This is a genomic window from Sphingomonas sp. BL-S-05, from assembly GCF_055521695.1.
The window spans coordinates 1,082,480-1,102,082 of record NZ_CM145499.1 but is presented as its reverse complement, the minus strand read 5'-3'; the positions used below and the strand labels follow the sequence as shown (position 1 = coordinate 1,102,082).

Here is a 19,603-nt window from a genome sequence, read left to right as displayed (position 1 = left end):
ACCCATCCTTAAACCGATTGTAATAGGCGCAGCCCGATCATTTTGCGGGGAGGATCAGGGAATTGCGCCTATTCTATACCACAGCCTGCGTGCTGCCACTCATCGCCGGGACGTCGGCGCATGCGCAGTCGACAACGGCGGGTAATGACAAGCCGGCCGAGCAGACCAGGGACGCCGCCAAGCCGGCGGGCGACATCATCGTCACCGCGGTCGCGCGGGGTCGCGACCGACTCGACAGCGCCATTTCCACCAGTTCGCTCCGCGAAGCCGACATACTGAAGGCCGCGCCGCGCTCGACCGCGGAGATTTTCCGCAACGTACCGGGCATCCGTTCGGAAAGCTCGGGCGGCGAAGGCAATGCGAACATCTCGATCCGCGGCCTTCCGATCGCTTCGGGCGGGGCGAAGTTCCTGCAACTGCAGGAGGACGGCCTGCCCGTGCTCGAATTCGGCGACATCACCTTCGGCAATGCCGACATCTTTCTGCGCGCCGACCTGAACCTGTCATCGGTCGAGGCGATCCGCGGCGGTTCGGCCTCCACCTTCTCGTCCAATTCGCCGGGCGGCGTGGTCAACCTCATTTCCAAGACCGGCGAACAGGAAGGGGGCGCGCTGCAATTCGGCGCGGGGCTCGACTATCAGGAATATCGCGTCGATTTCGACTATGGCGGCAAGATCGACAGCAGCCTGCGCTATCATGTCGGCGGCTTCTACCGTCAGGGCGAAGGGCCGCGCCGGGTCGGCTATGACGGCAATCGCGGCGGTCAGTTCAAGGCGAACCTGACCAAGACCTTCTCGGGCGGCTATATCCGCTTCTACGGCAAATATCTCGACGATCACGCCGTCGGCTATCTGCCCAATCCGGTGCGCGTCACCGGCAGCAATGCCGATCCGCGCTATACCAGCCTGCCCGGCTTCTCGATCACGCGCGACGCGCTGTTGTCGCGCAATTTCAGCACCAACCTGACGCTCGACGGCCAGAATAATGTCGTCACGCGCGACCTTCGCGACGGCCAGCATCCGGTGGTCAAGGCGTTCGGCGTGGAAACGCAGATCGACCTGTCCGGATGGACCGTGACCGACCGGTTCCGCTATGCCGACATCAGCGGCGGTTTCTCGTCGAACTTCCCATCCAACGTGGCCGCCGCGTCGGATATCGCGACCGCGCTCGGCGGCGCCGGGGCGACGCTGCGCTTCGCTAGCGGCCCTTGGACCGGACAGGCGATCACCGACCCCGCCGCGCTCAACGGCAACGGCTTGCTCGCACAGATCGTAGTGTTCGACGTGAAGCTGAACAGCCTCGACAACGTCACCAACGACGTGCGCGCCAGCCGGGTGTTCACGCTCGGCGGCGGCGACCTGACGACGACGGCGGGCTTCTACAAGTCGCGCCAGGCGATCGAAACCGACTGGCTGTGGACGTCGACGCTGCTCGACGTACGCGGCGATGGTCGCGCCGCGCTGGTCGATGTGGTGTCGGCGGGCGGCACGCCGGTGACGCAGAACGGCTTCTACGCGTACAGCGCCAGCTATTTCGGCGACTGTTGCCGCCGCAGCTACCGCGTCGCCTATGACGTCAACGCGCCGTTCGCCTCGCTGAACTACAAGGTTGGCCGCGTCGCGCTGGGCGCCAGCGTCCGCTACGATTTCGGCGACGCATCGGGCTCGATCTACGGCGCGGACCTCGGCGGCGGACGCACCGGCCTCGTCGCGCGCGACATCGATGGCGACGGCATAATCTCCGCGGCGGAACGGCGGGTGGCGGTCATTCCGCTCGGCCAGCCGGCACCGGTCGACTATGGCTGGAACTACCTGTCCTATTCGGCGGGCATCAACTTCCGCATCGCCGAGCCGTTCGCGGTCTTCGCCCGCTACAGCCGCGGCGGCCGTGCCAATGCCGACCGGCTGTTGTTCGGTCCGGCGGTCAGCACGACCGACGGCTCGCTGCTCAGCAAGTCCGCCGCCGTCGACTTCGTCCGCCAGGCGGAGGCAGGCGCCAAATATCGCCACAACGGGCTGGTCCTCAACCTGACCGGCTTCTGGGCACGGACCGAGGAACAGAATTACGAAGCGACGCGGCAGGTCTTCATCGATCGCGAATATCGTGCCGTCGGCCTCGAATTCGACGGCGGTTACCGGGTCGGCGCGTTCGGCATCACCGGCGGCGCTACCTGGACCGATGCGAAGATCGTGAGCGACGCGCTCAACCCCGGCGTCATCGGCAACACGCCGCGTCGGCAGGCGCGGCTGATCTTTCAGGCGACGCCGCAGGTGGAGATCGACCGGTTCACGGTCGGGGCCAATGTCATCGGCACGACCAGCAGCTATGCGCAGGACAGCAACCAGCTGAAGCTGCCCGGCTACACCGTCGCCAACGCCTTCGTCCAATATCGCCCGACCAGCCGCCTGCTACTGTCGCTGAACGCGAACAATCTGTTCGACGTACAGGGCTTTACCGAGGCGGAGGATGCAGTGATCCCGGCCAGCGGCATCGTCCGCGCGCGCTCGATCAACGGCCGCACGACGTCGATGACGGCACGTATCCTGTTCTGAGCCGATCGCCGGGCCGCGTATCTGCGTGGCCCGGCGTCCTTCGCTACGCCCATCCCCGCCCGCATCATAGCGCAGGCGAGCGTCGCGAATATTCGTCCGGTTCGCATCGGCCCACATGGTCAGCGCCATGACCGGCGCAAGCAGCGACCTGCCGATATCCGTCAGTTCATACTCGACCCGCGGCGGGATGGTGGGGAACATGGTCCGCCGCACCATACCGTCGCGCTCGAGCCCGCGCAGCGTGATCGTCAACATTCGCTGCGAGATGCCGTCGATCTTCCGCCGCAGTGCGTTGCCCGCGATCAAACTGGTCATCGATTTCGGCCCCGTGCTCGGCCGCAAGCGGTCGAGCGCGCAGATCACGGAACATTATGATTGCGACGGATTGATCGGGCGACAGGTCGCGGCGGTGGTCAACTTCCCGCCCCGGCAGATCGGCAAGTTCGTGTCCGAAGTCCTGACGCTCGGCTTTCCCGACGACGCCGGCGCGGTGGTTCTGTTCGCCCCGGATCGGCGGGTGCCGGATGGCGGGCGGCTGTTCTAGGGCACGCTCAGCGCAAAATGTTGACGTGTACCCGCGAGGTCGTCGCCACATCGTCGATACGCGCGGCGTAGTCGAACCAGACAGGGCCGATATATCCGCCCGCCGGAATGACGGCCACGCCGCCATTGTCACTCCGAACCACGCTGAAAAGTCCTGCAAAACGCGGATCCAAACTGATGCCGGTCAAGGTTTTAGGAACGGTCCGGGTCGTCCGCGGAACGCGCCCTGCGTCATTCCGCAGGAACCTCTCTGCCGCGAAGTCCATGCGGCCGTTAACCTCGATATAATCCGGCAGGGCATAGGGCTGGCCATTGACGACGGGGCGCGGCGTGTCCGCAAGCCTCGTGACCGCTGCCGACATATCGGCTTCGGTGATGGTGTTGAGACGATCCAGTCCGGTCGCTGGACTACCGGAGAATGCAGCGTTGATATTGACCTGCGCGAAGAATCGGAAACCGAGCGTGTACCGATACAGCGTCGCCGCGTCCGTCATCGTCGTCGGTGTGATCCGCATAAACCGCACGAACAGTTGTGCAGCGGTACGCGCCGCATCGGAACCATAGTAGGAAGCCGATCGGGCGTCGTTGAGGACCGATTGGACGAAATAGCGGTCCGTAAAGTCTGCTTTGCGGGTGTTTCTGATGTAGTCGGCCATCCACCCCCATGCTTCTGGGCCCAAAGAGGAACTGTAGTCTGGCGAAGCCGGAAGCCGACTTGCAACCTGCAACAGGGCGAGCAGCCGGAAATTAACGGCAGTGATGGCCGCAGCATCCGTCGCAACCGCCGGATCGGCGTCGCCTAGACGCTGCGCGGCCGGGAACGTCAGCAGATCGGTCGTGCCGCGCACCGGGAAGCGGCCGGTGGACAAACCCAGTGCCTGACGCACCAGTGCCTGATCCCCGACCCTATCGATCAACGTCGTCAGCGGGGATACCACCGTCGCACCTTTCGGCGCAGTCAGGTCACCTACGAAGAAGCCTGTCGCGCTATCCGCGCCGCTGGCCAGCAGCCGGGTATCCGCGCCCATCGGCAAGGACCCGTTTCCGGCTGCCAGCCCGGTAATGCCGCTCCCGACCCGACCGGACTGGTCCGTCACTGCAAAGGTTTCGCTCGATTCCGGGAAACCATTGCCATTGGCATCGAAGGCGATCGTGCCTAGCAGTGGCCCGGTACCACCCGCGTAGAAGACCGTTGCGGTCGGCGTCGGCGTGGGTGTCGGGGTAGGCGTAACGCTACCGGACGGGTTGGACACCGACCCAGCCCCGCCTCCGCATCCAGCGACGAGCGCAAAACACAGAAAAAGTGCCGGACGCGCACATACTATGCTCATGGTACCCCCGTTTGTTCACGGGTAGCGGCCAAATATTATACTATTAAGTCAGTCGTAACGGATATGGCTGACGTCGTCCGCCATGAAGCGCCCGAACCAGCCATGCCGGTTCGGGCGGCCCAATTTCCGATCAACGCAGGATCGAACGCCCCGCATAGCGCGCCGCGCCGGCCAGCTCTTCCTCGATCCGGATGAGCTGGTTGTACTTGGCAAGCCGGTCCGATCGCGCCAGCGACCCGGTCTTGATCTGGCCGCAGTTGGTGGCGACCGCGAGGTCGGCGATCGTCGCGTCCTCGGTCTCGCCCGAACGGTGCGACATGACCGCGGTATAGCGGTTGCGCTGGGCGAGGTTCACCGCCTCCAGCGTTTCGGTCAGCGTGCCGATCTGGTTGACCTTGACCAGCAGCGAGTTGGCGAGGCCCTGCTCCAGACCCAAGGCCAGTCGCTTCGGATTGGTCACGAACAGGTCGTCGCCGACCAGCTGCACCTTGTCGCCGATCTTGTCGGTCAGCGCCTTCCAGCCTTCGAAATCGTCTTCCGACATGCCGTCCTCGATCGACAGGATCGGATAGCGCGCCGCGAGATCGGCGAGGTAATCGGCCATCTCGACCGGCGACAGCGACTTGCCCTCGCCGACCATCTCGTACCGGCCGCCCTTGAAGAATTCGGTCGCCGCGCAATCGAGCGCCAGCATCACGTCGTCGCCGGGCTTGTAGCCGGCGCGCTCGATGCTCTGCATGATGAAGTCGAGCGCGTCGATCGTGCTGTTCAGCGCCGGCGCGAACCCGCCTTCGTCGCCGACCGAGGTCGCGAGGCCCTTTTCGGACAGGCCCTTCTTCAGCGTGTGGAAGATTTCCGAACCGCAGCGGACCGCCTCGGCAATGCTGTCGGCACCGACCGGCATCACCATGAATTCCTGGAAATCGATCGGGTTGTCGGCATGTTCGCCGCCATTGATGATGTTCATCATCGGCACGGGCAGCAGATGCGCCGACACGCCGCCGACATAGCGGTACAGCGGCAGCCCGCGCGCATCCGCCGCGGCCTTCGCCACCGCAAGGCTGACGCCGAGGATCGCGTTGGCGCCCAGCCGGCCCTTATTGTCGGTACCGTCGAGCTGGATCATCGCATTGTCGATGTCGCTCTGGTCCTCGGCGTCCATGCCCAGCACCGCTTCGGCGATGTCGCCGTTCACCGCCTCGACCGCTGCCAGCACGCCCTTGCCCAGATAGACCGACTTGTCGCCGTCGCGCTTTTCGACCGCTTCGTGCGCGCCGGTCGACGCGCCCGACGGGACCGCGGCGCGGCCGAAGCTGCCATCCTCCAGCAGCACGTCGACCTCGACGGTCGGATTGCCGCGGCTGTCGAGGATTTGGCGGCCATGCACCTGAATGATTGCGGTCACGTAACGACTCCCTTTATGTCCGTGCGGAACGGCGTGGTCGCGGTCCCTGTATCCATTCGGCCCGCGCCTCGCAAATCCTGTGCGCGCAACGGAACCCGACCATTGCCGCATGGTTATCGTCCCGAAACGAAGAAAGGATTCGTTATGACCGACTTCAATCGGACCGGCGGCTCGCCGACCACCAGCGACACCGCCGTCGACTTCAACGCCGACATCATCCCCGCCACGGGTGGCACCGTCGAATTCACCCCGGCCGCCACGACCTCGTTCGATTCGGAGGCGACCTCCACCGGTGGCGCCAAGCAGACGCTCAAGGACGAAGCATCGAAGCTGACTGCCAAGGCGACCGAGAAGGCACGCGGCCTCGCCGATGAAGGCAAGCTGCGCGCGACCGGCGCACTCGACGAATTCTCGAAGCTGATGGAAGACGCCGCGGGCACCGTCGATGAAAAGCTCGGCGAGCAATATGGCCAATATGCCCGTTCGGCCGCCCAGGCGATCTCGGGCTTCTCGGACAATCTGCGCGGCAAGGAGGTCGACGACCTGATCGCCGACGCCAGCGATTTCGTTCGCAAGAGCCCGGCGATCGCGATCGGTACCGCCGCCGCGCTCGGCTTCGTGCTGGCGCGCATCGTCAAGGCGGGCACCGACGCCGACACCCCCGTGGTCAAGGGCTGAGCCCGATCATGGGGGACGAGGGGCTGGGAACGGTCGTCGGTCGCGTCGTCGAGGATGCGAAGGCCTATGCCCGTGCCGAAGTCACGCTGTGGAAGACGGTCGCCAGCACGCGCGGGTCGCAGGCCGGCATCGCCGCCGGCCTTGCGGTCGGTGCGGTGGTCATCGCCTTGTCGGCGGTGACCGCGTTGCTGGTCGGGGCGATCCTGTCGCTGCGGCCGGTAATGGGGCCAGGCTGGGCGACGTTGCTGGTCGTCGTCGTGGCGCTCGGGATCGCGGCCATTCTCGCCAAGATCGCGCTGGCGAGCTTCAAGCGCGTCGTTGCGCCACTCGGAGACGGCCGATGATCCCTCCGACGCTCGCCGCCGCCCGCGCCGATGCGCTGCTCAAGCGCGCCCGGTTGCAGGCCAGCCTTGCCGAAGCCAAGCACCGCCTGTCGCCATCGACCATCGCCTCGAACGTCGCCGACGACCTGCGTGACAAGGCGGAGGACGGCGTCGCGGTTGTGATGGAGCGTCCCGGCGTCGCGGCGGGCATCGCCACCGGCGTCGTCGCGCTGCTCGCCCGCAAGCGCATCGCCCGTCTGTTCCGCAAGGCACCGCCGCCGCCCCCCGCCCCCATCGCCCCGCCCCCGCCCGTCCCGAACAAGGAATGACATCATGAGCGAACTGAAGACCGCCCCGCACGAATCCACGGGCACCATCGATACGCTGAAGGAAAAGGCGTCGACCGCCGCTCACGCGACCAGCGACGCCGCGCACGACGCAGCCAAGCGCGCGTCGGACGCCGCCCATGACGCGGCGCAGCGCGCGTCGGAGACGATCGAGACCAATCCGCTCGCGGTCCTCGCCGGCGGCCTCGCGCTCGGTGCCGTTGTCGGCGCGCTGCTGCCGCGTACCGCACAGGAAACGAAGACGCTCGCCCCGCTAGGCAAGAAGCTGGCTGCCGCCGCCACCGCCGCTGCCGCCACCGCGCGCGACGTCGGCAAGGAACAGCTGACGGCCGCGCTGCCGAGCAAGGACGGCGCCAAGGAACAGCTGCGTTCGGCGTTCAGCACGGTGGTGCAGGCCGCAGCCGACAGCGGCAAGGCTGCGGTCAAGAACTGATCGGTCGCGCAAATCCCAGATTTTGGGTTGAAGGGTACGCCCGGTCCGCTATGCGGGCTGGGCGTATCTTTTTTTGCACTGCGGGAACGACCATGAGCAAACTTCACCTCGTCTTCGGCGGCCGTGTCTCCGATCCGCGCACGCTCGACTTCGCCGATCTGAAGGCGATCGACGTCGTCGGCATCTTCGGCGACTATGCCAGCGCCGAAAAGGCATGGCGCGCCGCGGCGCAGCGGACCGTCGACGATGCCGAGATGAAATATGTGGTGGTGCATCTGCACCGTCTGCTCGAACCGGAACTTCCCGCGGCGTAAAGCCCCAGCCGCTCCCGTTGGGTTCGAGCAGCTTCGAGTGAAGTCGAGAAGCGTCCGTCGAGAACGTCCGTCTAGGGCACCCCTTCTCGACTGAAGTTCTCGACAAGCTTGAAGCGAACGGAAGGTGGTACGAGGCTCAGTCGGCCTCGGCCACCCGCCTACCCCAACGCCACCGCAACAACGGCCGCAGCAACAGCATGCCCGCGATAAACCCGCCAGCATGCGCCGCCCCGGCGATCGGCATCTCGCTCCCCGCACTCGCCCAGCCGATCGCGAGGTTGAGCAAAGTCCAGCTCACCCCCAGCCACACCGCATGGACGACATGCGCCGGCACCGGTCCGATCGCCTTCGCCTTGCCCCCGCCGAACAGCAGCGCATAGGCGCCGATCAGCGCCGAGATGGCCCCGCTCGCCCCGATCATCGGCGCGGGCGAGCTCGGTCCCGCCAGCCACTGGGCTGCGACCGAAGCATAGGCGCCGACGACCAACAGCACGATCACCCCGCGCAGTCCCACCGCCCGCTGCGTCGGCGTACCGACGATCGCAAGGCTGAGCAGGTTGAACGCCAGATGCATCCACCCGTCATGAATGAACGCGGCGGTGATCGGCGTCAGCCATAGCGGCACGAACGGCGCAAATCCCTCGATCGAGGCCACATTGCTGGTCATGCGCAGCGGCACGAAGCCCGCCGCGATCGCCGCGCTCCACACGCCACCGGTCAGGATCAGCCATGCGCTCACGCACGCGATCAACCCGCCGATCGCGAGGATCGACGGGGAAGGACGCCGTTCGAACATAGGGGTTTAGATGAACTCGATCTTCGAGATCTGGTAATAACGGTCGCCCGACGGAACCGTCACCTCGACATCGTCATCGACCTTGCGACCGATCAGCGCACGGCCCATCGGCGAGTTGTACGAGATGCGGCCCGACTTGGCGTCCGCCTCGGTCTGGCCGACGATCTGGTAGGTGACCGCCTTGTCATCCTCGTCGAGCAGCGTGACGGTCGCACCGAACACGACCTTGTCACCCGACAGGTCCTTCGGATCGATGACCTGCGCGCGGCTCAGCTTGTCCTCGATATCGGCGATCGACGCCTCGATCTGGCCCTGCCGCTCCTTCGCCGCATGATATTCGGCGTTTTCGGACAGGTCGCCATGAGCGCGCGCTTCCTCGATCGCATCGATGATCTGCGGCCGTTCGACCTTCAGTTGCTTGAGGTGCGCCGTCAGGCGATCATAGCCCTCTTGCAACATCGGCATCTTTTCGACCGTCGCCATCGCGCGCGCGTCCCTTTTGTCATTACCCCCGCCACACGGACGGGCCTCCCTGCCCGTCCGCGCGCAACATTCCGCTGATGGGGATCAGTTGTGCGATTGCGAATAATAGGACTGCAGCGGCCGCACTTCAAGGGAGCGGGCACCCAGCGCCTGAATGGCCTGCGCCACCGCGACGCTGGCGGGCGCCGTGGTGAAATAGGGCACCTTCTGCGACTGTGCCGAAGCGCGGATCGATTCGGAGTCCTTCAGCGACTGCCAGCCTTCGGTGGTGTTGAAGATCATCGCGATATCGCCGTCGAAAATCTTGTCGACGATATGCGGACGACCCTGCGCCACCTTGTTCACGCGCACGACCGGCACGCCATGGTTGACGAGATAGTCGGCGGTGCCGCTAGTCGCGACGATCTTGAAGCCCATCTCGACCAGCAACTGCACGCCCGGCAGGATCACCGGCTTGTCGCTCGACTTGACCGACACGAACACCGTGCCGCTCTTGGGCAGGACGATGTTGGCGCCCATCTGCGCCTTGGCAAAGGCGGTGGCGAAATCGCCATCGATCCCCATCACTTCGCCGGTCGACTTCATTTCCGGCGACAATACCGGATCGACGCCGGGGAAACGGCCCCATGGGAATACCGCTTCCTTGACCGCGACATGGTCGATGTCGCGATCGATGCTCGGCAGATTGGCGAGCTTCTCGCCCGCCATCACCCGCGCCGCGATCTTGGCGACCGGCGTCCCGATCGCCTTGGCGACGAACGGCACCGTGCGGCTGGCGCGCGGATTGACCTCGATCAGATAGACCTTGCCGTCCTTGACCGCGAACTGGATGTTCATCAGCCCCTTGACGTTCAGCGCCTTGGCCAGCGCCACCGTCTGCCGCTCGATCTCGGCAATGACCTCGGCGGTCAGCGAATAGGGTGGCATCGAACAGGCGCTGTCGCCCGAATGGACGCCCGCTTCCTCGATATGCTGCAACACGCCCGCGACGACGACATCGTCGCCATCGGCGATCGCATCGACATCGACCTCGATCGCATCGCGCAGATACTGGTCGATCAGCACGGGCGAGTCCCCCGACACCTGCACGGCGGTCTGGATATAGTCGTCGAGCTGCCCGAGCGAATCGACGATCTCCATCGCCCGCCCGCCCAGCACATAGCTCGGCCGCATCAGCACCGGATAGCCGATCCGCTCGGCGATCACCGCCGCCTCGTCGCGGCTGCGCGCCAGGCCATTGGCCGGCTGCAACAGACCCAGCGAGTTGACCAGATCGGCGAACCGCTCGCGATCTTCGGCCAGATCGATCGAATCGGGTGTGGTGCCGAGGATCGGGATACCGGCGGCTTCCAGCGCGCGGGCGAGGTTCAGCGGCGTCTGCCCGCCAAACTGCACGATCACACCGACCAGTTCGCCCTTGGACGCTTCGACATGCAGGATTTCCAGCACGTCCTCGGCGGTCAGCGGTTCGAAATACAGCCGGTCCGACGTGTCGTAATCGGTCGACACCGTCTCCGGGTTGCAATTGACCATGATGGTTTCATAGCCGGCATCGCTCAGCGCGAAGCAGGCGTGGCAGCAGCAATAGTCGAACTCGATCCCCTGCCCGATCCGGTTCGGACCGCCGCCGAGGATGACGATCTTCTTGCGGTCCGACGGCTGGCTTTCATCCTCCGGCTCGCCAAAGGTCGGCGCTTCGTAGGTCGAATACATATACGGCGTCTTCGCCTCGAACTCGGCGGCGCAGGTGTCGATACGCTTGAACACCGGCCGCACGCCCAGCTTGTGCCGATGTTGACGCACCTCGTCCTCGGTCACGCCGCCGGTCATCATCTTGACGACTTCGTGGATCAGGCCCGACCCGCGCGCGATGCCGCGTTCCATGCCGCGCAGATTGGCCGATTGCAGCGCCAGCCACGCCAGCCGCTTGTCCGAAAAGCCCATCGCCTTCAGCTTGCGCATGCCCGCGGCATCCTGCGGCAAGCCGTTGGTGCAAACTTCGGTTTCCGCCGCGACGATTTCCGCCATGCGTTCGAGGAACCACGGATCGTACTTTGCGATGGCATGGACTTCGGCGACGGTGAAGCCTTCGCGCAGCGCCTGTGCCGCAACCAGCAGCCGGTCGGGCGTCGCGACGGCCAAGGCCGCCTCGATCTCCGCGCGCGGCGCACCGGCAAGGCGTTCGACGGTGTTGAAGCCCGACAGCCCGGTTTCCAGCCCGCGCAGTGCCTTCTGCATCGATTCATGGATGTTGCGGCCGATCGCCATGACTTCGCCGACCGACTTCATCGCGGTCGACAGCACCGCCTCTGACCCCTTGAACTTTTCGAAGGCGAAGCGCGGAATCTTGGTGACGACATAATCGATCGTCGGTTCGAACGACGCCGGCGTGGCGCCGGTAATGTCGTTGGTGATTTCGTCGAGCGTATAGCCGACCGCCAGCTTCGCCGCGACCTTGGCGATCGGGAAGCCGGTTGCCTTCGACGCCAGCGCCGACGACCGCGACACGCGCGGGTTCATCTCGATGACGATCAGGCGACCGTCCTTCGGATTGACCGCGAACTGTACGTTCGAACCGCCTGTTTCGACGCCGATTTCCCGGAGTACCGCGATCGACGCATTGCGCATGATCTGATATTCCTTGTCGGTCAGCGTCAGCGCCGGGGCGACGGTGATCGAATCGCCGGTATGGACGCCCATCGGGTCGATATTCTCGATCGAACAGACGATGATGGCATTGTCCGCACGATCGCGGACGACCTCCATCTCATATTCCTTCCATCCGAGCAGCGATTCCTCGATCAGCACCTCGGTAGTCGGCGACGCGTCCAGCCCTTCGCGGACGATGCGCTGAAACTCGTCGCGATTATACGCGACGCCGCCGCCGGTCCCGCCCAGCGTGAACGACGGGCGGATGATCGCGGGCAATCCGACATGCTCCAGCCCGGCCAGCGCCTCCGCTTCGGTATGGGCAATATGGCTGCGCGCGGATTCGAGGCCGATCTTCTCCATCGCGACCTTGAACTTTTGACGGTCCTCTGCCTTGTCGATCGCCTCGGCATCGGCGCCGATCATCAGCACGCCGAACTTTTCGAGCGTACCGTCATTCGCCAGCGCCAGCGCGGTGTTCAGCGCGGTCTGTCCGCCCATCGTCGGCAGCACCGCATCGGGGCGCTCCTTCTCGATGATCTTGGCGACCACCGCCGGGGTGATCGGCTCGACATAGGTCGCGTCGGCCAGTTCCGGGTCGGTCATGATCGTCGCGGGGTTGGAATTGACGAGGACGATGCGATAGCCCTCCTCCTTCAACGCCTTGATCGCCTGCACGCCCGAATAATCGAACTCGCAAGCCTGGCCGATGACGATCGGCCCCGCGCCGATGACGAGGATGGACGAAATGTCGGTGCGTTTTGGCATTAGTGATCCAGTCCGTTTGCTGGGGCCTCGTTACCGACGAACCCAAGGTCCATCGGGAGTCCGCTGTTTTTCAATTGGCTAAGTACGCAATCGATCTGCTTGAAAGATCCGCCACGGGAAGGCCGTACGTGAACCCGGTTACCGCCCAGATGCTTCAACCAACTCCGAGGAGCATTGCATCGCTGCGTCATTCGATCGAGCTTCGCCTGCGTCACCGCGGCGGCATCGGTCGAGCCGACCGATGCGCCAGCCTGAGCGGCGAAGAGGAAAGCCAGCGCGAACAATCAGCGAGCCTTCATCATCCCCACGAACCGCTCGAACAGATAGAAGCTGTCCTGCGGTCCGGGCGACGCCTCGGGGTGATACTGGACCGAAAATGCACGGCCGCCGTCAACTTCGATGCCGGCGTTCGACCCGTCGAACAGCGACACATGCGTCTCGACCACACCCTCCGGCAGGCTGTCGCGTTCGACCGCGAAGCCGTGGTTCATGCTGGTGATCTCGACCGCGCCGTCCGACAGCCGCTTGACCGGATGGTTCGCGCCGCGATGGCCCTGATGCATCTTCGTCGTGGTCGCACCGACCGCGAGACCCAGTAGCTGGTGGCCGAGGCAGATGCCGAACAGCGGCTTGCCGGTGTCGAGCAGCTTGCGGATCACCGGCACCGCATATTCGCCGGTCGCGGCGGGATCGCCCGGACCGTTCGACAGGAAGATGCCGTCGGGGTTCGCCGCCATCACCTCTTCATAGGTCGCGGTGGCCGGTAGCACGGTTACTTCAGCACCGGCGTGAACAAGGTTACGGAAGATATTGCGTTTGCTGCCATAATCGATCGCAACGACATGCGGACGCGACGTGCTTTGCGTGGCACCTTCGTCACCTTCCGGTCGGGTGCTGTCGTCATAGCCCTTGCCCAGATGCCACGCCCCGCCGGCCCAGCCATAATGGGTCTCGCACGACACCGTCTTGGCGAGGTCCATGCCCTCCAGCCCCGGCCATGCCTGTGCCTGTGCCAGAAGCGCCGGAATGTCGAACTCGCCGCTCGCCGAATGCGCGATCACCCCGTTGGGCGCCCCGCCCTGCCGGATGCGGCGGGTCAGCGCCCGCGTGTCGATCCCGGCCAGCCCGATCCGGTTGTGACGGGCCATCCACGCGTCAAGATGCTCGTTCGACCGGAAATTCGACGGCGCGGTCACGTCCTGGCGGACGATCATGCCCAGCGCGTGCGGGTCGTTCGCCTCGACATCGTCGACATTGGTGCCGACATTGCCGATGTGCGGGAAGGTGAAGGTGATGATCTGCCCGGCGAAGGACGGATCGGTCATGATCTCCTGATAGCCGGTCACCGCGGTATGGAAGCACACCTCGCCCACCGCTGCGCCCTCGGCCCCGAAGCCACGGCCCCACAGCACGTCGCCATTGGCAAGGACAAGGACCCCGGTAGCTCCTTCGGGCATGGCAAATGGCTTGGCGTCGGCCATGATGGGCGGGCACTCCTGGGTTTGTCTGATGATGTCGCTAAGCGGTGGCGGCTAGTCCCAACGTCCCGCGCCGTCAATCCTGTGATCGCGGTTCGATTGCGGCTATGCGTGATCGCTTATCCGAATGAGAGAAACTGGAACCGCCATGATTCGCGACACCATCAAGGACGCCCTCGTCACCGCCATGAAGGGCGGCGACAAGGAGACCACGGCCACAATCCGCCTGATTCAGTCGTCGATCAAGAACCGCGATATCGAAGCCCGCACCGGCAAGGCCCCCGACAGCGACGACGCGCTGGTGGTCGAGGTGCTGCAGAAAATGGTCAAGCAGCGCCGCGAATCGATCGAGATGTACGAAAAGGGCAACCGTCCCGAACTCGCCGCCGGCGAAGCACGCGAAGTGACGGTCATCGAACGCTTCCTGCCGCAGCAGATGGACGAAGCGCAGACCGCCGCGGCGATCGAGGCGATCAAGGCCGATCTGGGCGCCACCGGTATGAAGGACATGGGCCGGGTGATGGCCAAACTGAAGTCCCGCCACGGCAGCGAACTCGACATGAGCAAGGCCAGCGCGGCGGTGAAGGCAGCGCTGAGTTAAGCGTTGCCGTACCCATTCCGTTCGGGGCATAAAGAGCCATGACCCTATCGCCCCAGTTCCTCGACGAGTTGCGCACCCGCACGACGCTGTCGGCGCTGGTCGGCAAATCGGTGAAGCTCCAGCGCTCGGGCAACGAGCACAAGGCCTGCTGCCCGTTCCATACCGAGAAGACGCCGAGCTTCTGGGTCAATGACGACAAGGGCTTCTACCACTGCTTCGGCTGCGGGGCGCATGGCGATGCGATCCGCTGGATGACCGATCAGCGCGGCCTGCCCTTCATCGACGCGGTGAAGGAACTGGCCGCCGCCGCCGGCATGGAGATGCCCGCGCAGGACGCCCGCTCGGCGCGTCAGGCGGAGCGGGCCAAGGGCCTGCATGAACTGATGGCCGACGCGCAAAGCTGGTTCGCGGAGCGGCTGGGCGACGAAGGCGGCATCGCCCGCGACGCCCTCGCCAAGCGCGGGATCAAGCCCGAGACGGTGCGCGCCTTCGGCATGGGCTATGCCCCCGATGCGCGCGGCCGGTTGAAGGCGGCGCTGGCGTCCTACGGCGACGCGATGCTCGTCGAATCGGGGATGCTGATCTCGGTCGAGGGCAAGGAACCCTATGACCGGTTCCGCGGTCGGTTGATGATCCCGATCCGCGACGCGCGCGGGCGGACGATCGCGTTCGGCGGGCGCATCCTCGGCGATGGCGAGCCGAAATATCTGAACTCGCCCGAAACCCCGCTGTTCGACAAGGGGCGCACCCTCTACAATATCGACCGGGCACAGGCCGCCGCGCGCAAGGCGAAGCGGGTGATCGCGGTCGAGGGGTATATGGACGTGATCGCGCTGGCGCAGGCCGGCTTCGATGAAGTCGTCGCCCCGCTCGGCACCGCGCTGACCGAACATCAGCTCGAACGGCTGTGGCGGATGGCCGACTGCCCGATCCTGTGTTTCGACGGTGACGCGGCGGGGATCAAGGCAGCGCGGCGCGCGGCCGAACGCGCGCTGCCGCTGCTGCAACCGGGCAAGAGCATATCGATCGTCACCATTCCCGACGGCATGGACCCCGACGATCTGGTCCGTGCCGAAGGGCCGCAGGCATTCGAGGACCTGCTCGCCCGTCGCGAATCCCTGTCCGACTTCCTGTGGCGGCTCGAGCTGGCGACCTTGCCGCCCGGTGCCGGCCCCGACGAGCGTGCGGCGTTCGAGCATGAGCTGGCGCGTCTTGCCGGTACGATCACCCATGAAGGCATCCGTCGCGAATATTTCCGCACCTTCAAGGACCAATTCTTCGCGCTGTTCGGCGCCAAAGATCGCCGGCTGCGCATCGTCGCCAACGACATGGCGGCGGCGGCGGACGTCAAGGAAGTCGACCTGGTCTTCGCCTTCCAGCGCGCGGTGTTGATGGGGCTGATGCAGCATGTCGACGTGCTGACCCGCCATTGCGAACTGATCGCGCAACTGCCGATCAAGAACCAGCAATTGCAACGCTGGCGCAACCACCTGATCGACCTCGCCATCTATCGCAACGACCTGAGCGAAAGCCTGTTGAGCGACACGATCGCCAGCGACCGGCAACTCGTCGACATGGCGCGGCGCAACAAGGAAACCGATCTCGCCTTCAGCTTCTGGCTGCGTGAGGCCGATCGCGACACGGCCGAGACCGACCTGCTCCGCGTGATCCAGATTCTGGTCGACGAACAGGCGTGCCGCCGCGCTGAGAATGCCGCCGCCGAACGCTGTCGGCAGGATACGACCGAGCGGACCTTCGCCGACTATCAGCAGGCCCGGTCGAACCATGCCGCCGTGCAGGCGCGCATCCGCAGCTGGATGGAGGAACTGGACGAGGCGGCTTGATCCCCCCGCCCGTCTTTCCCATATCGCCGTCGTAGAATTGCCGGAAATCCGCGACCGGATCGCCCGAATGCACGCTCTTGGCTTGCAAATCCGGCGGTGTCGGACGAAGACGACCGGTAAAATAGCGCGAGGCGAACGCGCTGCATATATTTCTGAGGGTTATTGATGGCCAAGGCGAATGGTGGCGGCGACGACACGATCGATACCGGCGACGCGCCGCTGATCGACCTGAACGAAGGATCGATCAAGAAGCTGGTCGCGCGTGCCAAGAAGCGCGGCTACATCACCGTCGACCAGTTGAACGAAATGCTGCCGCAGGATCAGATGACCTCGGAGCAGATCGAGGACATCATGTCGGCGCTGAACGACATGGGCGTCAACGTCGTCGAGAATGAAGACGCGGGCGAGGACGGCGAGAGCGAGGAACGCGCCAAGCAGGACGAGGAAGGCGACGACGAAGCGTCGACCGATCAGGACGATGCGTCCGCCGCCTTCGAACCGGTCAAGAAGAAGGAAACCGTCGACCGGACCGACGATCCGGTCCGCATGTACCTGCGCGAAATGGGCGCGGTCGAACTGCTCAGCCGCGAGGGCGAGATCGCCATCGCCAAGCGGATCGAGGCCGGTCGCGACACGATGATCTTCGGCCTGTGCGAATCGCCGATCACCTTCAACGCGATCATTGGCTGGTCGACCGCGCTGAACGAAGGCACGATGCAGCTGCGCGAGATCCTCGATCTCGATGCGATGCTGTCGAAGGATCCCGCGCCCGAATCGCTGTCCGACGACGAGGACGCCGACGACAATGGCGAGATTTCGTCGAAGAATGCCGGCCCCAGCTTCAAGGAAGAGGAAGAGCCCGAGGAAGCGTCGGCCGACGAGGACGAGGACGGCGAACGCCGTGCGCCGCGTCCGAGCGACGACGATGACGAGGACAACACTCTCAGCCTCGCGCAGATGGAGGAACAGCTCAAGCCGCAGGCTCTGGAGAAGTTCGCCAACATCACCGCCATCTTCAAGAAATTCTCGAAGATGCAATCGCAGCGGCTCGACGCGATGGCGACCGGCGATGGCCTGTCGGGCGGCGAGGAACGCAAATATCAAAAGCTGCGCGAGGAACTGACCGCCGAGGTGGAAAGCGTCCAGTTCCACCAGGCGAAGATCGAGTATCTGGTCGACCAGCTCTATGCCTATAACCGGCGCCTGACCGCGCTGGGTGGACAGATGCTGCGGCTGGCCGAGCGGCACAAGGTGCCGCGCAAGGCGTTCCTCGACAGCTATGTCGACCATGAGCTCGACGAGCAGTGGCTGACTTCGGTCGCGACGATCGACAAGAAGTGGAAGGCGTTCGCCGACAACGAAGGCGCCGCCGTCGACCGCATCCGCACCGAAATCGCCGAGATCGCGCAGCAGACCGGAATGGCGCTGAGCGAATTCCGCCGCATCGTCAACATGGTGCAGAAGGGCGAGCGCGAGGCGCGCATCGCCAAGAAGGAAATGGTCGAGGCGAACCTGCGCCTCGTCATCTCGATCGCGAAGAAATACACCAATCGCGGGCTGCAATTCCTCGACCTTATTCAGGAGGGGAATATCGGGTTGATGAAGGCCGTCGATAAGTTCGAATATCGCCGCGGCTACAAGTTCAGCACCTATGCGACGTGGTGGATCCGGCAGGCGATCACCCGCTCGATCGCCGATCAGGCGCGGACGATCCGTATCCCGGTCCATATGATCGAGACGATCAACAAGCTGGTCCGCACCAGCCGCCAGTTCCTGCACGAACAGGGCCGCGAACCGACACCGGAGGAAATGGCCGAACGGCTGTCGATGCCGCTCGAAAAGGTTCGCAAGGTGATGAAGATCGCCAAGGAACCGATCAGCCTCGAGACGCCGATCGGCGACGAGGAGGATTCGCACCTCGGCGACTTCATTGAGGACAAGAATGCGATCATCCCGGTCGACGCCGCGATCCAGGCGAATTTGAAGGAAACGGTCACCCGCGTCCTTGCCAGCCTAACCCCGCGCGAGGAACGCGTGCTGCGCATGCGCTTCGGCATCGGCATGAACACCGACCATACGCTGGAGGAAGTCGGCCAGCAGTTCAGCGTGACCCGCGAACGCATCCGCCAGATCGAGGCGAAGGCGCTGCGCAAGCTGAAGCATCCGAGCCGCAGTAGGAAGATGCGATCCTTCCTCGACCAGTAACCGACCCGCCCCGGCCCTTCCACAGCGCCGGGGCGTTTCGTTTCGGGGACGGACCGACGCGCATTTCGCTGCGTTAAGCGCGGTTAAAGCGCTGGAAACCTTGTTCTTACGCGCTTGGGTTATCTCTTGCAGGCATATCATTCATCGAACGGGGGATCACCCGCCCGGACGAGATTGGGAGCCGTTGGTGATAGTTGCGATAGCGAACGACACGAATGATTGGGGCGTCGCCGACCGGCTGGTGCAGATCGTTCATGCCGACGGAAGCGGCACCCACGCCACGCCCGAACGGTTGTCGCGCGGCGGCGTCGCGATCCGCGACGTCGCCGATGCGTTGCATCAGCTCTGCACGCTGCACGGACGCCATCCGGGCGTCGTCGATCTGGCGACCAGCGCCACCAGCAATGCTGCCGCGGACGACTGGTTGGCGCATGCCGGCGCTGCCTTTGTCGAGGAACGCGCCTATCTGATCCGGGTCGCCGCCGCTGCCGGGCCCCCGCCGGGAACCCCCGGACAGGCCGCGGCGGAAGCCGCCCTTGCCACCCAGCGTCACGCGATCGATCTGCTGTCACGCTCGATCCGCCCGGGTTGCGCACTGGGCGCCGCGATTGCGGTCACGCTCGACTGGCCGGTGATCCGCCGCACGCTCGATGCCGCGGCCGACCGAATGGGCATCGACATCATCCCCTGCACCCTGCCCTCGCCCGCCGACACCCGCCGGTTGATCGAGGCGGTCGCCGTCAACGCGGCGGTGGAGCGGGCGATGACCTTCGGCATCCAGCAATTGGTCGCCCAGCATTGCGGCCTATGGGATCTGGTCGCCGCGCGCGCCGAAAGCCGCGGCTAGCGTCGA

General features: G+C 64.9%; 18 protein-coding genes and 1 pseudogene. 11 read left to right on the top strand and 8 right to left on the bottom strand.

Translation table 11 applies throughout. The annotated features are described in order from the left end of the window. The first annotated feature begins 89 nt into the window (after nt 1-89). Nucleotides 90-2,552 carry a TonB-dependent receptor domain-containing protein gene (locus tag ACZ1JS_RS04935; RefSeq protein WP_465167964.1) on the top strand — a complete coding sequence of 821 codons (2,463 nt, stop codon included), beginning with the start codon at nt 90-92 and terminating at the stop codon, nt 2,550-2,552. A gap of 156 nt (nt 2,553-2,708) precedes the next feature. Here ACZ1JS_RS04935 and ACZ1JS_RS04930 read toward each other — a convergent pair. Next, a pseudogene (locus ACZ1JS_RS04930) lies at nt 2,709-2,807 on the bottom strand (winged helix-turn-helix transcriptional regulator); the annotation flags it as partial. Between the two features lie 10 nt (nt 2,808-2,817). Here ACZ1JS_RS04930 and ACZ1JS_RS04925 point away from each other — a divergent pair. After that, entirely contained in the window at nt 2,818-3,096 is a 279-nt protein-coding gene (locus tag ACZ1JS_RS04925) for a tRNA-binding protein (RefSeq protein WP_465168633.1), read from the top strand. Nucleotides 3,097-3,103: 7 nt separating this feature from the next. On the opposite strand, the gene ACZ1JS_RS04920 is transcribed toward ACZ1JS_RS04925, so the two are convergent. Continuing rightward, nucleotides 3,104-4,348 (bottom strand): hypothetical protein, encoded by a 1,245-nt coding sequence (locus tag ACZ1JS_RS04920; RefSeq protein WP_465167963.1) that lies wholly within the window; start codon nt 4,346-4,348, stop codon nt 3,104-3,106. A 208-nt stretch (nt 4,349-4,556) separates the two neighbouring features. Next, entirely contained in the window at nt 4,557-5,831 is a 1,275-nt protein-coding gene (gene eno, locus ACZ1JS_RS04915) for a phosphopyruvate hydratase (protein ID WP_465167962.1), read from the bottom strand. 144 nt (nt 5,832-5,975) lie between these two features. On the opposite strand from eno, the gene ACZ1JS_RS04910 reads away from it, so the two are divergent. The 5 genes from ACZ1JS_RS04910 (at nt 5,976) to ACZ1JS_RS04890 (ending at nt 7,926) form a co-directional block, all read left to right on the top strand. Next, nucleotides 5,976-6,509 (top strand): hypothetical protein, encoded by a 534-nt coding sequence (locus ACZ1JS_RS04910; RefSeq protein WP_465167961.1) that lies wholly within the window; start codon nt 5,976-5,978, stop codon nt 6,507-6,509. A gap of 8 nt (nt 6,510-6,517) precedes the next feature. Further along, nucleotides 6,518-6,853, top strand: coding sequence for a phage holin family protein (locus tag ACZ1JS_RS04905; protein ID WP_345876052.1), 336 nt, complete (start codon nt 6,518-6,520; stop codon nt 6,851-6,853). Further along, nucleotides 6,850-7,161, top strand: coding sequence for a hypothetical protein (locus ACZ1JS_RS04900; RefSeq protein ID WP_465167960.1), 312 nt, complete (start codon nt 6,850-6,852; stop codon nt 7,159-7,161). The genes ACZ1JS_RS04905 and ACZ1JS_RS04900 overlap by 4 nt, the downstream gene beginning before the upstream one ends. Before the next feature lie 4 nt (nt 7,162-7,165). Further along, nucleotides 7,166-7,612, top strand: a complete 447-nt coding sequence (locus ACZ1JS_RS04895) for a hypothetical protein (RefSeq protein ID WP_465167959.1) — start codon at nt 7,166-7,168, stop codon at nt 7,610-7,612. Nucleotides 7,613-7,704: 92 nt separating this feature from the next. Beyond that, a complete protein-coding gene (locus tag ACZ1JS_RS04890) occupies nt 7,705-7,926 on the top strand; it encodes a DUF4170 domain-containing protein (RefSeq protein ID WP_066687371.1) in 222 nt (73 codons plus the stop codon). A gap of 136 nt (nt 7,927-8,062) precedes the next feature. Here the strand turns inward: ACZ1JS_RS04890 and ACZ1JS_RS04885 are convergent, their stop codons facing one another. The 5 genes from ACZ1JS_RS04885 to carA form a co-directional block, all read right to left on the bottom strand. Continuing rightward, entirely contained in the window at nt 8,063-8,722 is a 660-nt protein-coding gene (locus ACZ1JS_RS04885) for a rhomboid family intramembrane serine protease (protein ID WP_465167958.1), read from the bottom strand. A gap of 6 nt (nt 8,723-8,728) precedes the next feature. Next, complete coding sequence (gene greA, locus ACZ1JS_RS04880; RefSeq protein WP_242115654.1) at nt 8,729-9,205, bottom strand: transcription elongation factor GreA; 477 nt, start codon at nt 9,203-9,205, stop codon at nt 8,729-8,731. Nucleotides 9,206-9,289: 84 nt separating this feature from the next. After that, entirely contained in the window at nt 9,290-12,622 is a 3,333-nt protein-coding gene (gene carB, locus ACZ1JS_RS04875) for a carbamoyl-phosphate synthase large subunit (RefSeq protein WP_465167957.1), read from the bottom strand. Next, nucleotides 12,622-12,906: a hypothetical protein gene (locus ACZ1JS_RS04870; protein WP_465167956.1), complete on the bottom strand. Its 285-nt coding sequence runs from the start codon at nt 12,904-12,906 to the stop codon at nt 12,622-12,624. Before ACZ1JS_RS04870 ends, carB begins: the two co-directional genes overlap by 1 nt. Beyond that, entirely contained in the window at nt 12,907-14,103 is a 1,197-nt protein-coding gene (gene carA / locus ACZ1JS_RS04865; RefSeq protein ID WP_465167955.1) for a glutamine-hydrolyzing carbamoyl-phosphate synthase small subunit, read from the bottom strand. 145 nt (nt 14,104-14,248) lie between these two features. On the opposite strand from carA, the gene ACZ1JS_RS04860 reads away from it, so the two are divergent. The 4 genes from ACZ1JS_RS04860 (at nt 14,249) to ACZ1JS_RS04845 (ending at nt 19,597) form a co-directional block, all read left to right on the top strand. Next, complete coding sequence (locus ACZ1JS_RS04860) at nt 14,249-14,701, top strand: GatB/YqeY domain-containing protein (RefSeq protein ID WP_465167954.1); 453 nt, start codon at nt 14,249-14,251, stop codon at nt 14,699-14,701. Between the two features lie 38 nt (nt 14,702-14,739). Then, nucleotides 14,740-16,545, top strand: a complete 1,806-nt coding sequence (dnaG, locus tag ACZ1JS_RS04855; protein WP_465167953.1) for a DNA primase — start codon at nt 14,740-14,742, stop codon at nt 16,543-16,545. A gap of 165 nt (nt 16,546-16,710) precedes the next feature. After that, nucleotides 16,711-18,750, top strand: coding sequence for an RNA polymerase sigma factor RpoD (rpoD, locus tag ACZ1JS_RS04850; RefSeq protein WP_465167952.1), 2,040 nt, complete (start codon nt 16,711-16,713; stop codon nt 18,748-18,750). 187 nt (nt 18,751-18,937) lie between these two features. Next, nucleotides 18,938-19,597 (top strand): DUF6975 family protein, encoded by a 660-nt coding sequence (locus tag ACZ1JS_RS04845; RefSeq protein ID WP_465167951.1) that lies wholly within the window; start codon nt 18,938-18,940, stop codon nt 19,595-19,597. Nucleotides 19,598-19,603: the final 6 nt, after the last annotated feature.

Excerpts from the sequence above, each read along its gene's own strand:
- dnaG (WP_465167953.1), top strand. The coding sequence starts at position 14,740 with ATGACCCTATCGCCCCAGTTCCTCGACGAGTTGCGCACCCGCACGACG.
- ACZ1JS_RS04925 (WP_465168633.1), top strand. The coding sequence starts at position 2,818 with ATGCCGTCGATCTTCCGCCGCAGTGCGTTGCCCGCGATCAAACTGGTC.
- ACZ1JS_RS04890 (WP_066687371.1), top strand. The coding sequence starts at position 7,705 with ATGAGCAAACTTCACCTCGTCTTCGGCGGCCGTGTCTCCGATCCGCGC.
- greA (WP_242115654.1), bottom strand. The coding sequence starts at position 9,205 with ATGGCGACGGTCGAAAAGATGCCGATGTTGCAAGAGGGCTATGATCGC.
- ACZ1JS_RS04895 (WP_465167959.1), top strand. The coding sequence starts at position 7,166 with ATGAGCGAACTGAAGACCGCCCCGCACGAATCCACGGGCACCATCGAT.
- ACZ1JS_RS04885 (WP_465167958.1), bottom strand. The coding sequence starts at position 8,722 with ATGTTCGAACGGCGTCCTTCCCCGTCGATCCTCGCGATCGGCGGGTTG.
- ACZ1JS_RS04860 (WP_465167954.1), top strand. The coding sequence starts at position 14,249 with ATGATTCGCGACACCATCAAGGACGCCCTCGTCACCGCCATGAAGGGC.
- ACZ1JS_RS04910 (WP_465167961.1), top strand. The coding sequence starts at position 5,976 with ATGACCGACTTCAATCGGACCGGCGGCTCGCCGACCACCAGCGACACC.
- carB (WP_465167957.1), bottom strand. The coding sequence starts at position 12,622 with ATGCCAAAACGCACCGACATTTCGTCCATCCTCGTCATCGGCGCGGGG.
- carA (WP_465167955.1), bottom strand. The coding sequence starts at position 14,103 with ATGGCCGACGCCAAGCCATTTGCCATGCCCGAAGGAGCTACCGGGGTC.
- ACZ1JS_RS04905 (WP_345876052.1), top strand. The coding sequence starts at position 6,518 with ATGGGGGACGAGGGGCTGGGAACGGTCGTCGGTCGCGTCGTCGAGGAT.
- ACZ1JS_RS04900 (WP_465167960.1), top strand. The coding sequence starts at position 6,850 with ATGATCCCTCCGACGCTCGCCGCCGCCCGCGCCGATGCGCTGCTCAAG.
- rpoD (WP_465167952.1), top strand. The coding sequence starts at position 16,711 with ATGGCCAAGGCGAATGGTGGCGGCGACGACACGATCGATACCGGCGAC.